Source organism: Paenarthrobacter sp. TE3676, from assembly GCF_056279165.1.
In genome coordinates this window covers 338,693-352,564 of record NZ_JBWBQU010000001.1, presented here as the reverse complement: position 1 = coordinate 352,564, position 13,872 = coordinate 338,693, and the positions used below count along the sequence as shown (strand labels likewise).

Sequence of the window (13,872 nt, the reverse complement as noted above, 5' to 3'; positions counted from 1 at the left end):
TGTGATCATGCGTTCAGTGTTCCCTCAAAGTGAGATACGTGTCAATCGGGCACTATCGTATCTCACTATTTGGACAGCAATGTCCGCCTGCCGGACTCCGGCCGCCGCACGGCAGCCGGAGTCCGAAGCAGGAACTACCCGCAGTACGCTCCCGTGGAGGCACTGTGGACAAGCTTGGCGTACTTGGCAAGCACGCCCTTGGTGAACTTGGCTGGCAGTGGCTCCCAGCCCTCCTTGCGGGCCTCGAGCTCGGCTTCGTCGACCAAGAGGTCGAAGGAGCGGGCAGCGATGTCAACACGGATGCGGTCGCCGTCCTTCACGAAGGCGATGGGGCCGCCGTCGACGGCTTCCGGCGCAACGTGGCCGATGCACAGGCCCGTGGTGCCTCCGGAGAAGCGGCCATCGGTCAGCAGCAGGACATCCTTGCCAAGCCCTGCACCCTTGATGGCTCCGGTAATGGCCAACATCTCGCGCATGCCGGGGCCGCCCTTGGGGCCTTCATAGCGGATGACCACAACGTCACCCTTGTTGATTTCGCCATTGTCCAACGCGCTGAGGGCGCCCTGTTCGCGCTCGAAGACACGCGCAGTTCCTTCGAAGACGTCAGCATCGAAACCTGCACTCTTCACTACGGCACCTTCCGGAGCCATGGACCCGTGCAGGATGGTGATGCCACCGGTCTTGTGGATGGGGTTGTCCAAGGCACGGAGGATCTTGCCGTCAAGGTCCGGCGGATTGATCGAGGCGAGGTTTTCGGCAAGCGTCTTGCCGGTAACGGTGAGGCAGTCACCATGCAGCAATCCGGCGTCGAGCAGTGCCTTCATGATGACCGGCACGCCACCAATCTTGTCCACGTCGGTCATAACGTAGCGGCCGAAAGGCTTGAGGTCCCCCAGGTGGGGAATTTTGTCGCCGATGCGGTTGAAGTCGTCCAACGTCAGCTCGACTTCGGCTTCGCGGGCGATCGCGAGCAGGTGGAGCACGGCATTGGTGGAGCCGCCGAATGCCATGGTGACGGCGATGGCGTTCTCGAAGGCCTTTTTGGTCATGATGTCGCGGGCCGTGATCCCCAGGCGCAACAGGTTCACTACCGCCTCGCCGGACTTGCGGGCGAAATCATCACGACGGCGGTCGGCCGACGGCGGAGCGGCCGAACCCGGCAGGGACATACCCAAGGCCTCGCCGATGCAAGCCATGGTGTTGGCCGTGTACATGCCGCCACAAGCGCCTTCGCCGGGACAGATGGCTTTTTCGATGCGGGTGAGGTCTTCCATGCTCATTTTGCCGGCGGCACAGGCGCCCACGGCCTCGAAGGCGTCAATGAGGGTGACTTCCTTCTCCGAGCCGTCTTCCAGCTTGACCCAGCCCGGCATGATGGAACCTGCGTAAAGGAACACCGATGCGAGGTCCAGGCGGGCAGCAGCCATGAGCATCCCGGGAAGGGACTTGTCACAGCCGGCCAGGAGCACCGAGCCATCGATGCGTTCGGCCTGCATCACTGTTTCCACGGAGTCGGCGATGACCTCACGGGAAACCAACGAGAAGTGCATTCCCTCGTGGCCCATGGAAATACCGTCCGAGACGGAGATGGTGCCGAACTGCATCGGGAAGCCACCGCCCGCATGGACGCCTTCTTTGGCGCCCTGTGCAAGGCGGTTAAGGGAAAGGTTGCAGGGGGTAATTTCGTTCCACGAACTGGCAACACCAATTTGGGGTTTGGCGAAGTCGTCGTCTCCCATGCCCACCGCACGGAACATGCCACGGGCAGGCGCCGCGTGAATGCCGTCGGTCACCACCCGGCTGCGGGGTTTGATGTCCGGCGTGTTGTCCGTCGCAATTCGGGTGGTGTCACTCATGGTCCAAAGTCTATGTGTACCAGGCGGCTGCGAACGTTGATGCACGCCGGGTTAAGCCCAAACTGCCGAATGTTGCGATTTTTCGGCCACCCTGCCCCAAACGAAGGTCCGTGCCTCGAATGGCCTGCGCCTCAAACGTTGGGGCGTGTCTCATTGAGTTCCTTGGCAATGGATTCAGCTTCGCTCTTGAGCATATCCAGGACACTTGCAATGGTGGCCCGCGCGGCAACTTCCTGCCGCGACAAAGCCACGATGCTTCTGCTTGCTTTGACCCCTGTAAGTGGCCGGAGAACGAGTCCCCGCCGCGCACTTGCCCGGGCCGTGTATCGAGGCAGAAGGCAGATGCCATGGCCCGCGCCCACCAGAGCCTCAAGCACCCTCAAATCCGGATATCGCTGACCCCTCAGGGCCTGCCTGCCTGCATGGAGTTCGATCTGGCGAAGCACCGTGTCGAACGGGAAGCCCTCCGGGACCCCGATCCACGGGTAATCAACAACGTCCTGGGGGCTGAGCCGGACTTTTGCGGCCAAGGGATGACCGGCCGGCATGGCGACGTCCAGGGCTTCCTCCAGGAGCGGCACCACGGTCAGGCCCCGCCGGGCGAAAACTTCCGGCCCGTCCACGCTGTGCGCCAGCACAATGTCGTAGTCCGCCACCAAGGGAGCGAAATGGGCGGTTCCCGGATCCTCGAAATGTGCATCGAAAGTCAGACCATCCACGGAGGAGACCCGGTGCAGGACACCTGGGAGGAGCATTTCCGCAGCGCTGGGAAAGAAAGCAGCAGAAACACGTGTTTGCCAACCCTTCCGGTAGGTGTCAATGGTGGACTCGGCCCGGGCCATGGCTGTGGCTATATCCGCTGCTGCTGCCGCCATGGCCAGCCCTGCTTCGGTCAACTGAACGCCCCGGCCCACTTTCTCCACAAGGACAACACCGATCTCGGCCTGTAGCGTTTTCAGCTGCTGTGATACCGCCGAGGCTGTGACATTCATGGCCTCGGCGGTGGCGCCAACACTTTGCCGGTCCGCCAATTCGCGCAGAATCTGCAGCCTTTTGAAGTCCATGGAGCCAGACTAGGCGACTCCCGAAGAATTGCCTGCCCGCGAATTATCCCGGCCCGCAATTAGTAAGGCAACTGACATTTCGGGCAAACCGGCAGGTCAAACGCTGGACAGCCCATAAGCAGGCACGTAACGTCGGCATTACCACGAGCTTCACCCCAGTGAGCAGAAGGGCTTCCACCATGGACTGGTTAATTTGGGTCATTGTCATTGTTTTGGTCGTCGCAATTGTTTGGTGGCTAATGAACCGCAACAAGGCAGGAAACGTCCATACCACCCCAAGCCAGGCTCCCGCCGATGAACGCCTTTCCGGGACAACCAGCACCACGGCCCCGGCAGCGATGGAGCCCAGTAACACAGCTTCCATGCCTGACCCTGGTGCAACGGCAGCAGGTGTGGCCGGCCTGGCCGGGGTAACCAACCTGGGCAAGACCGCCGCCGAAGGCAGCGGCCCGACTGTCGACGAACCAAGGGTTGCCGAACCCGACATTGCCGAACCGGACGTCGCCGAACCCGGACCTTCCGAAGAAATCCACGGCGCCTCCCCTGTCACCCATGACATGCAAGCCGAGCCCCGCACCGCCGTCGACGACTCACCACCTGTTGTAGCCTCAGACGCTCAGCCGGCCACGACACCCGGATTGACCGTGGCCGAACCAGTCATCGCACCCCCCGCGGTGGCCGAACCCGTGATTGACGAACCAGTGGTGGCCGAACCCGTGGTGGACACGGACGCGAAGGTCCACGCCGCAGACGCCGGTGACATGGACGCCGGTGACGTGGACGACTGGGACACAGGTGCTTCCGCTGCCGCCTCCAAGGAGGCAGCAGATAAGGCTGAGTGGGAGTCTTCCTGGACAGACGGAAGCGGCACCCCTGTCCATCATCACGAGTACACCGATGCCCACTCACCCACCCTGCCGGGAGCAGAGTCCGCAGCGGCCGAGGATTCGGCGGCCTCTGGTCACCTGGCCGTCGAGCATCCCTACGGCACCGGATCATCCAGCGCCCCAGGGGATGCGTATCCGGTCAAGGCTGACGCCTCGGCCATGACCTACCACGACGAGGACACGGCAGGGTACGACGACGCTGCTGCCGATGTGTGGTTTGAGTCTTCCGCGCACGCAGAGGCTGCCGGCTTCCGCCCACCCCGCCGCAGCAGGCACTGAGAAGAACACGCGCTGGGAAGAACGCGCGGGCCAGACATGCAGGCAGGCAGGAACATGGGCAGGCGCTCTCCGGAACGGCGTGATCGCCTCATGCGCGCCTCCGCGCTTGTCCTGCTCTTGTCGCTAACGGGATGCACGGACAGTCCGTCGTCGCCGGGCACCGCGGCAACACCCAACGCGTCGGCGACCCAGGAGGGGACACCCGCTTCAGGGACGTCCGCCCCCGGAAGCAGCCAAACGACGCCCGCGTCGCCGCGGATCCCGGAAGTCGCTCAAAAGCTCGACGTCGGACTGCAACTGCCATGGTCGGTGGTCTTCCTGCCAAACGGCACAGCTGTGGTCTCCGAGCGCGACTCCGCCCAGGTCAAGAGCATCCGAAACGGCGAGGCCACCACCATAGGCGAAGTGTCCGGCGTCGACCCCGGCGGAGAAGGCGGATTGCTCGGACTGGCCCTCTCACCTGACTTCGCAACGGACCGGTGGCTGTACGCATACTTCACTTCGCCGAGCGACAACCGGATTGCGCGGATGAAGTTGACTGAGGACTCTGGTGGTCAATTGGCCTTGGGCGAGGCTGAAGTGATCTTCTCCGGGATGTCCAAGGCCTCAACCCATAACGGTGGTCGAATCCGTTTTGGCCCGGATGGGTTCCTGTACGTGGGCACCGGCGATTCCCAGCGCCGGGAGCAACCCCAGGATACAAACGCCCTGGGAGGCAAAATCCTTAGGCTTACTGCGGAAGGACGCCCGGCGCCGGGTAATCCCTTCGGCGATAACGCTGTCTACAGCTATGGGCACCGTAACGTGCAGGGCCTGGCGTGGGACAGTGACGGACGCCTCTGGGCCAGCGAATTCGGGCCGGACGTGGATGACGAACTGAACCTGATCACCCCGGGCGGCAACTACGGTTGGCCTACCGTGACCGGCGCGCCGGGCAGAAGCGGGCTGATCGATGCGAAGGTCGTCTGGCCCTCAACGTCGGACGCCTCACCGAGCGGACTCGAAATCGTGGATGGCATTGCCTACACCGGTGCGCTTCGTGGTCAAAGACTGTGGGCGGTTCCCCTTGAGGGTGAGAACGCGGGCACTCCTGTGGCCTATTTCACAGGACAATACGGGCGGCTCAGGGACGTAGCCCGAGCTCCAGACGGCACCCTCTGGGTTATCAGCAACAACAGAAACCCTGATTTCGCGGTGATTCTGAAGGTTGGGCCGTGACACCGCAGGCGACGAGGTGCCGATTTCCCTCTTCGGCGGAAGTCGTGTAGAGTTACATGTCGTTGCGGAGATCGCCGGGGAAAGAAAAGCTTCCGGGTTTGATCAGAATCAACAGCTGCACCTCTAGCTCAACTGGCAGAGCAATTGACTCTTAATCAATGGGTTCCGGGTTCGAGTCCCGGGGGGTGCACCAAGCAAAAGGCCTTGGAGTGAATCTCACTCCAAGGCCTTTTTTGTTGTTCAATACTCTTTTCGGGTCAATCAAATGGCGTTCATCACGCATTGCGCCTTTTGGTCTCCAACAGTCAAATAGTGGTGTAGAGTTATTTGTCGTTGCGGAGGTCAACGGGGAATGTGAATTTCCCGAATAAGCCGAAACAATAGCTGCACCTCTAGCTCAACTGGCAGAGCAATTGACTCTTAATCAATGGGTTCCGGGTTCGAGTCCCGGGGGGTGCACCACAGAGGAAAGGCTCCGGATCGTAGATACGATCCGGAGCCTTTCTGTATTCCATCTGTTTCCATGCCGGGGCTTCGCAACTTAAACCCCGGCCACAGGCTTCGGTCAGACTTGAGGCAGGTCGGTGTCAACCTGGTGCGATTCCGGCGCCGGCAGCCCGGCAAGGCCCCTGACAACGATCCGAAGCTCCTCGCGGAGGCGGGCGGTGTCCACGGCAACGGGCGACAAGACATCCTGCTCAAGCTTTACTGCTTCTGCAAGCGCTGCAATACCGGCGTCGGTAAGGGTCACCACGTGACTTCTGCGGTCGGAATCACTGCGTTGCCGGGTGACATGCCCGTGCAGCTCAAGCCTCGCCAGGGTGGTCCCCATTGTTTGGGCCTTGACCCGCGCAACTTCGGCCAAAGCCGCCTGCGTAATGGCACCCTTGGCAGCCAATACCTGCATGGCAATGACACCGGCGTGGGTCAGGCCGATGGACTTCAATTTTTCGTTCCACGAGATTTCCACCAGGCGTGCAGCTGTCGAAAGCAATCGGGTGGTGGGCCATCTCTCCATATCTGGCATGCCGACAGTATATGCGCGGAAGCGGTGAGGACGCGGCTTCTCCTACTAAACTGGGAAATCGCGATCACTGGCAAGGAGCACATTTTGGCTGAACGACTTATCCCGGGAGACATCGCCCCGGACTTCACACTTCAGGACGAAACCGGCAAGAGCATGAGCTTGGGGGACCTCCGGGGACGGAAAACCATCCTCTATTTCTACCCGGCCGCTTCCACTCCCGGATGCACCAAGGAAGCCTGCGATTTCCGCGACACGCTCGGATCACTGCAGGCTGCAGGGTACGAAGTGGTGGGAGTCTCCCCCGACCCCGTCAAGACACTTGCCAAGTTCAGTGAGGAAGAACAACTGACCTTCCGCCTCCTCTCGGACGAGGACCACTCCGTTGCCGAAGCGTATGGGGCCTGGGGCGAGAAGAAGAACTACGGCCGCAGCTATATGGGGCTGATCCGATCCACCTTTGTGGTCGATCCCGATGGAAAGCTCTCCCTGGCGCAATACAACGTACGCGCTACGGGGCACGTGGCCAAGCTCCGGCGGGATCTCAAGCTGGACAAGTAGCGGGTACACTGGAGGCCGGTATATGGCATCGACCGTCCAACCCGGCGGTTCGTTAGCCAGCCAGCGCGAGTGGTGAAATTGGCAGACACGCAGGATTTAGGTTCCTGTGCCTTCGGGCGTGGGGGTTCAAGTCCCCCCTTGCGCACAGATATGTGAATACCCCCGGTTGCACGACCGGGGGTATTTTTCTCCTCAAGCCGCGGGGGGCCATCCTGAGGTGCGCTGGGAAGTGCACTCAGGACGTTCAACTAGACTGGAATGCGGTCTGGCCGAAGCCGGCCACAGCACTTCCAACCGGCTTGAGGGGACAAGAGTGGCAAGCAGCAAAATGCGGCACCTAAGCATTCAGTTCGGAGCTGCCGTACTGGCTTTGGGACTGGCAGGGTGCACAGGAACACCCGGCCCCGCACTGTCTACATCCACCAGCAACTCCCCCGCCGTTGAACCTTCGGCAACTTTCAATTTCGGCACGGCGTCCATGCCCTTGGGCCTCGATCCTGCAGTCACCGCCGATTCCGAGTCCTACCGTGTCACCCGTCAAGTCCTCGAAGGGCTCGTGGGGGTAGACGGTGAGACAGGGCAGACCACTCCCCTCCTCGCCACTGAGTGGAAAGACAGCAACAACGGGCTGAGCTACGACTTCACGCTCCGCTCCGACGTGACATTTCACGACGGCACTCCACTGGACGCAACCGCAGTATGCGCCAACTTCAACCGCTGGTTCACCTTCCCCGAGGACCTCCGAAAGCAGGCCCCCGGGATTTCGTTCCAAAGCGTATTCAAGGCTTACTCGGACCAGCCGGTGTTCTCCATCTTCAAAGACTGCAAAGTGGTCTCGGCCAGCGACGTCCGGATCAATCTGACGCGTCCCTTCACGGGATTCCTCCAGGCGTTGACACTGCCGGCCTTCGCAATCTCCTCCCCGACCGCTCTGCAGGCACAGAAAGCCAACGTCCTTGACCAGGTCCGGAATGGCCAGGCCATGTCCAGCTACGCCGGCCATCCCGTGGGTACGGGCCCGTACGAGTTCACTGGCTGGGACGAGAAGAAACTCACCCTGTCCAGCTACAAGGGCTACTGGGGCAACAGGGGACAAATAGCAACCATCAACTTCGTCCCCTACGATCGCGCGGAAACCCGTCAGCAGGCCCTGCTGGACGGCAAGATCGACGCCTATGATCTTGTGACCTCCGGAACCTTTGACCAATTGGTCAAGAAGGGTGTCCAGATCATCCAGCGCGACCCGTTCTCGGTGATGTACCTCGGCATCAACCAGGCTGTGGCACCGTTGGAAAAGCCTGAGGTCCGCCAAGCGATAGAAATGGCGATCGACAAGGAAGCGTTGATCCGAAAGTTCTTCATCGACAACACCGCGCAGGCTTCCCAGTTCGTGCCGCCCAAACTAAGTGGCTTCAACAACAATGCTCCCTCGTTGGGATACAACCCGGAGAAGGCCAAAGAGCTCTTGAAGAAGGCCGGCTATAAGGGCGAAGAACTGAAGTTCTACTACCCGCTCAACGCCACACGGGCCTACATGCCCACGCCGGAAAAGATCTACGCCGAACTCAGCCGCCAACTCGTGGCTGTCGGCTTCAACATCAAGCCGGTTCCCATCGATTGGGAAGACGGCTACCTCCAGCGGGTCCAATCGGCCGGTGACCGCGGCCTGCACCTGCTCGGTTGGAATGGCTCCTACGCGGACGCGGACAACTTCCTGGGACCCTTGTTCGGCGAATCACGCGCCGAGTTCGGCTACGCAGACTCGGAAGTCTTCCACAAGATAGAACGCGCGCGGGCCATGCCCGAAGGCGACGACCGCAACACCCAGTATCAAGCCATCAACGCAGAGATCGCGGCGTCGGTACCGGCTGTGCCCATCGCCTTCCCCATCTCTGCCCTGGCGCTGTCCAACAAGGTGGAAAGCTACCCGGCTTCCCCGGTCCTCAACGAAGTTTTCACAAACGTCCGCCTAAAGCCTTGACGATTCCCCGCAATTTCAGTATTGAGTCTGCGCGGGGATATTCTGTGACAGCCAGTGCCGCCGCTAACGGAGATTGATCGTGACCTTCATTTCCAAGACTCAACATGCCGACGTCGTCCTTATTGGCGGTGGAATCATGAGTGCCACCCTTGGTGCGTTCATCAAGCAACTTGAACCCACCTGGACCATCTCCCTCTTCGAAAGACTCGACGAAGCAGGGCTCGAAAGTTCCGGACCATGGAACAACGCCGGCACCGGCCATGCTGCGCTGTGTGAGCTTAACTACTCTCCCGCTGCAAAAGACGGTTCCGTAGACCCCTCCAAGGCCCTGCACATCAACGAGCAGTTCCAGCTTTCCCGCCAGTTCTGGTCCCACTTGGTGGACAGCAACGTGATCGGGTCCCCCAAAGGTTTCATCAACACCGTCCCGCACATGAGCTTCGTCATTGGCGATGACCACGCGAACTTCCTGAAGACCCGGTACGAGGCCCTGAAGCCCAACACGCTGTTCCGCAGCATGGAGTACACCGAGGACCAGGACAAAATCGCCAAGTGGGCCCCCTTGATCGTCAAGGGCCGCGACCGCAAGCAGCGCGTGGCCGCAACCCGCGCTTCGGAAGGCACCGACGTCGATTTCGGCGCCTTGACCCGCGAACTGACCGGCTACCTGCAAAGCAGCGGCGCCGAGGTCAACTACGGACACGACGTCACCAACATCCACCGCGCAGCAGGTGGTGGATGGGACCTCTCCATCAAACACCCCAAGTCCGGCGAGCACGGCCGCATCCACGCGAAGTTCGTCTTCGTTGGAGCGGGCGGCGGTGCCCTCCACCTGCTACAGGCCTCGGGGATCCCCGAGAGCAAGGGATACGGCGGCTTCCCCGTGTCCGGCCAGTTCTTCCGCTGCACGGATGACGCCATTACCTCCCAGCACAGCGCCAAGGTCTACGGCCAGGCGTCCGTTGGCGCTCCGCCCATGTCCGTTCCGCACCTGGACACCCGCTACGTGGACGGCAAGCGTTCCCTCCTCTTTGGCCCGTACGCGGGTTTCTCCACCAACTTCCTGAAGACCTCCAGCTACCTGGACCTTCCGCTGTCCATCCGGCCGGGAAACATCATTCCCATGTTGGCCGTAGCCAAAGACAACATGGACCTCACCGCCTACCTCATCAAGGAGGTTGCCAAGCGGCATGAGGCCAAGGTGGAGGCCCTGCGTGAGTACTACCCCGAAGCAGCCGGGAACAACTGGGAACTGATCACCGCCGGCCAGCGTGTACAAATCATCAAGAAGCACCCTCAGAAGGGTGGCGTCCTGCAGTTCGGCACTGAAGTCATTGCTTCCCGCGATGGTTCCATCGGCGCCCTGCTGGGCGCTTCTCCGGGTGCTTCAACCGCCGTGCCCATCATGATCGAACTGTTGCAAAAGTCGTTCCCCAAGAACTTCAAGGGATGGCAGTCCAAGCTCAAGGACATGATGCCGGGCTACGGCGTCAAGCTCAACGAGAATCCGGACCTGGCCGCGGAACTGGAAGCAAGCACCGCCAGGTCGCTGCAATTGGAAGTGGCCAACGCCATCCAGAGCTAGGCCACACCCGGGGCTGCGGCCGGTTCCCGTCAGTCGAATCGTTACGTAGACCGCAGGAGTCAATGCAATGTTCCGCTTGGCCAAACTGTCCCTGGGAAACCGGGCCCTGATCGCGCTGATCACCGTCTTTGCGGCGGTGTTCGGCGTGATCACCATGGGGTCGCTCAAGCAGGAACTCATTCCTTCCATCGAGTTCCCGCAGATCACAGTGGTGACCTCCATGCCCGGCGCCTCCCCGGAGGTTGTGGACAAGCAGTTGAGCCAGCCGTTGGAAACAGCCCTGAACAGTGTCGAGGGTCTGGAATCCACCACATCGACGTCCCGCAACGGCGTTTCGCAGATCACCATGGTGTTCACGTACGGCTCCAACCTGGACCGGGCACGCAACCAGATTGACCGGGCGATCTCCAACGCCAAGCGGGTGCTGCCGGCCGACGTCGAACCCCAGTCCATCGCCGGCAACATCAGCGACTTCCCGATCGTCTATTTGGCGGTGTCCTCGGACAAACCCCTGAGCGAGCTCAACGCTGACCTCCTGCGACTCAGCGTGCCCCGGTTGCAGAAGATCGACGGCGTCCGCGGCGCCGATGTGACCGGCGGTTCCAGCCAACACATCCTGATTCAGCCCCGCCCCGCGGACCTCGCAACTACAGGGGCTTCGGTTCAGTCCATCAGCAATGCGTTGAAAAACAACGGCACCCTGGTTCCTGTCGGCACCATCGAGGATCAAGGCAAGACCCTGTCCCTCCAGCTCGGCAGCCCCGTGGATTCCCTCGACATCATCAAGGGACTTCCTTTGGCCGGTGCCAAGGGTGCTGCAACCATCGGGGCCGTGGCCGACGTCAGCATCGAGGACGACGCCGCTACTTCCATCACCCGCACCAACGGCAAGCCCACCCTGGCGCTGTCCGTCACCAAAAAGCCCGAGGGCGATACGGTGGCGATTTCGCATGCGGTGCGGGACGCCGTCGGCCCCATGGAAGACGAGCTCGGCAACAACGCGACCTTCACACCGGTATTCGACCAGGCACCTTTCATTGAGAAGTCCATCAAGGACCTCACTACGGAAGGGCTCCTTGGCCTGGGCTTCGCTGTCGCCGTCATCCTGGTTTTCCTGATGTCCGTGCGCTCCACCCTGGTCACGGCCGTTTCCATCCCGTTGTCCCTGCTGATCACCTTCATCGGCATCTCCGCCACAGGTTATTCGCTGAACATCCTTACCTTGGGCGCCCTCACCATTGCGATCGGGCGCGTGGTGGACGATTCCATCGTGGTCATCGAGAACATCAAGCGGCACCTCAGCTACGGCGAACACAAGCTGACAGCCATCCTGACGTCCATCCGGGAGGTGGCCGGGGCCATCACGGCTTCCACGCTGACCACTGTGGCCGTGTTCCTCCCCATCGCTTTCGTGGGCGACCTCGCCGGTGAGCTGTTCCGTCCCTTCGCCTTGACCGTGACCATCGCGCTGTTGTCGTCACTCTTGGTTTCCCTGACGATCGTTCCGGTCCTGGCCTACTGGTTCCTGTCCTCCCCCGGGAAAGGCCCTGAAGCACAGGCATCTGCCAAGGAAGCTGCCGAGAAGGCCAAGGAAGCCGAACAGCGGAGTCGCCTACAGCGCGGCTACCTTCCCATTCTTGCGAAGACGCAAAAGCACCCGGTCATCACCCTGTCTGCGGCAGCGCTGGTGCTGGTGGCGACCATCGCCGTCTCGCCACTTCTGGCCACCGACCTGCTGGGCCGTTCCGGAGAGAACAGCATGACGGTGCGCCAGGTCCTTCCGCCTGGCACCAGCCTGCAGGCCACCAGCGATGAGGCGTCCAAGATTGAGGTATCCCTCAAGGGCATCGAGGGTATCAAGGACGTGCAGGTCACTTCAGGGAATGCCCAAACGGGTTTCGCTGCCCTGACGTCAACCGGGTCCTCCAACTCAACGTTCACCATTGTCACCGACGAGAAAATAAATCAAGGCAAACTCCAGGACGAGGTCCGCTCCAAGCTGGAGGGGGCCGCCGGAAAAGTCACTGTGGGATCCCAGCAAGGTGGATTCGGTACTTCCTCTACTGTGGACATCACCATCAGGGCAGCCAACTCCGCAGACCTGCAGACAGCAAGCGATGCCATGGTGAAGGCCATGGAAGGCGTCCCGGGCAGCTCGGAAGTCGCCACGAACCTCGCTTCAAAGCAGTCGGTGGTCCAGGTTCGCGTTGACCGGGCAAAGGCTGTCGCAGCAGGACTGACGGAAGAGCAGGTAGGTGCCTTCCTCGCATCCACGGTAAGCCCCATTCCGGCCGGTACCGTCCGGATCGAAACCAATGACTACCCGGTGCAGATCGGCGAGGGCACGCGCTTCACCAGCATTGCCGCAGTACGTGCGCTCCAGCTCCCAACGGCCCGCGGTGGCGTCGCGCTGGAGACGATTGCCGCCGTCGAGCAGGTTGATACCCCCGTATCCATCACCAGCAGCAATGGGCAGAAGACCGCGAGGGTGACTGTGACGCCTTCCGGCTCCAACCTTGGCAGCGTCAGCGCCGCAGTGCAGGAAAGGCTGGCAGCTGTGGAACTGCCCGCGGGGGTCACGGCGACTATCGGCGGTGCCACCACACAGCAGGCCGAGTCCTTCCGCCAGCTGGGCCTGGCCCTCCTGGCAGCCATCGCGATCGTCTACGTGATTATGGTGGCCGCGTTCAAATCACTCGTGCAACCGCTCATCCTGTTGGTCTCTGTACCCTTCGCTGCCACAGGCGCAGTGGGTCTGCTGTTGGTGACAGGCGTTCCGTTGGGCCTGCCGTCACTGATCGGCATGCTGATGCTGGTGGGCATCGTGGTCACCAACGCCATCGTGTTGATCGACCTCATCAACCAATACCGCAAACCACATGACGGCAGTCAGGGCATGAACGTTGCCGATGCCATCACACACGGTGCACGGCAGCGCCTGCGTCCCATCCTCATGACCGCATTGGCCACCGTTTTCGCCCTGACTCCCATGGCGCTGGGCCTCACGGGTGGCGGCGGGTTCATCTCGCAACCACTGGCAATCGTGGTGATCGGTGGACTGGTTTCATCCACTGCCTTGACGCTGGTTCTGGTCCCGGTTCTTTACAAACTTGTGGAGGGCCGCCGGGAGAAGAAAGAGTTGCTGAAGGCCCTGCAGGACAAGCCGACGACGAAACGTGACGACGGACCCGGCGGCACTGACAGCAGCGGTGCCTCCAGCAACGGATCGGGCGAGTTCCAAGACTGGACCACTGGAATGATCCCCCGCGTTACGGGCCGCCGCGCGGCGCACAATCCCGGAGAATAGCAAGCTCCCCAGCACACTAACCTTCGATGGGCAGGGCCGGGAACAATTCCCGGCCCTGCCCTGTTACAGGTATCGATACATGCAAATGCATCTAGTTTTGAGGTACACTG

At 61.4% G+C, this 13,872-nt stretch carries 9 protein-coding genes and 3 tRNA genes; 9 read left to right on the top strand and 3 right to left on the bottom strand.

What is annotated here, in order from left to right:
- Nucleotides 1-134: 134 nt before the first annotated feature.
- On the bottom strand, nucleotides 135-1,856 hold the full coding sequence (ilvD, locus tag ACZ881_RS01775; RefSeq protein ID WP_179017214.1) for a dihydroxy-acid dehydratase: 1,722 nt from the start codon (nucleotides 1,854-1,856) through the stop codon (nucleotides 135-137).
- Between the two features lie 131 nt (nucleotides 1,857-1,987).
- Nucleotides 1,988-2,920 (bottom strand): LysR family transcriptional regulator, encoded by a 933-nt coding sequence (locus ACZ881_RS01770; protein WP_476112186.1) that lies wholly within the window; start codon nucleotides 2,918-2,920, stop codon nucleotides 1,988-1,990.
- A 179-nt stretch (nucleotides 2,921-3,099) separates the two neighbouring features.
- Here ACZ881_RS01770 and ACZ881_RS01765 point away from each other — a divergent pair, with 179 nt between their 5' ends.
- The 4 genes from ACZ881_RS01765 (at nucleotide 3,100) to ACZ881_RS01750 (ending at nucleotide 5,766) form a co-directional block, all read left to right on the top strand.
- On the top strand, nucleotides 3,100-4,086 hold the full coding sequence (locus tag ACZ881_RS01765) for a sunset domain-containing protein (protein ID WP_476112184.1): 987 nt from the start codon (nucleotides 3,100-3,102) through the stop codon (nucleotides 4,084-4,086).
- A 54-nt stretch (nucleotides 4,087-4,140) separates the two neighbouring features.
- Nucleotides 4,141-5,304 (top strand): PQQ-dependent sugar dehydrogenase, encoded by a 1,164-nt coding sequence (locus tag ACZ881_RS01760; protein ID WP_476112182.1) that lies wholly within the window; start codon nucleotides 4,141-4,143, stop codon nucleotides 5,302-5,304.
- A gap of 117 nt (nucleotides 5,305-5,421) precedes the next feature.
- Nucleotides 5,422-5,497, top strand: a tRNA-Lys gene (locus ACZ881_RS01755).
- Nucleotides 5,498-5,690: 193 nt separating this feature from the next.
- Nucleotides 5,691-5,766: transfer RNA gene (locus tag ACZ881_RS01750), tRNA-Lys, on the top strand.
- A 103-nt stretch (nucleotides 5,767-5,869) separates the two neighbouring features.
- Here ACZ881_RS01750 and ACZ881_RS01745 read toward each other — a convergent pair.
- On the bottom strand, nucleotides 5,870-6,331 hold the full coding sequence (locus ACZ881_RS01745) for a MarR family winged helix-turn-helix transcriptional regulator (RefSeq protein WP_091468228.1): 462 nt from the start codon (nucleotides 6,329-6,331) through the stop codon (nucleotides 5,870-5,872).
- An 84-nt stretch (nucleotides 6,332-6,415) separates the two neighbouring features.
- On the opposite strand from ACZ881_RS01745, the gene bcp reads away from it, so the two are divergent.
- The 5 genes from bcp (at nucleotide 6,416) to ACZ881_RS01720 (ending at nucleotide 13,762) form a co-directional block, all read left to right on the top strand.
- Nucleotides 6,416-6,889 carry a thioredoxin-dependent thiol peroxidase gene (bcp, locus tag ACZ881_RS01740; RefSeq protein WP_476112180.1) on the top strand — a complete coding sequence of 158 codons (474 nt, stop codon included), beginning with the start codon at nucleotides 6,416-6,418 and terminating at the stop codon, nucleotides 6,887-6,889.
- 63 nt (nucleotides 6,890-6,952) lie between these two features.
- A tRNA-Leu gene (locus ACZ881_RS01735) sits at nucleotides 6,953-7,034 on the top strand.
- 168 nt (nucleotides 7,035-7,202) lie between these two features.
- Nucleotides 7,203-8,870, top strand: coding sequence for an ABC transporter substrate-binding protein (locus ACZ881_RS01730; RefSeq protein ID WP_091468234.1), 1,668 nt, complete (start codon nucleotides 7,203-7,205; stop codon nucleotides 8,868-8,870).
- 79 nt (nucleotides 8,871-8,949) lie between these two features.
- Nucleotides 8,950-10,455 (top strand): malate:quinone oxidoreductase, encoded by a 1,506-nt coding sequence (locus ACZ881_RS01725; protein ID WP_179017210.1) that lies wholly within the window; start codon nucleotides 8,950-8,952, stop codon nucleotides 10,453-10,455.
- Between the two features lie 67 nt (nucleotides 10,456-10,522).
- Nucleotides 10,523-13,762 carry an efflux RND transporter permease subunit gene (locus tag ACZ881_RS01720; RefSeq protein ID WP_476112177.1) on the top strand — a complete coding sequence of 1,080 codons (3,240 nt, stop codon included), beginning with the start codon at nucleotides 10,523-10,525 and terminating at the stop codon, nucleotides 13,760-13,762.
- Nucleotides 13,763-13,872: the final 110 nt, after the last annotated feature.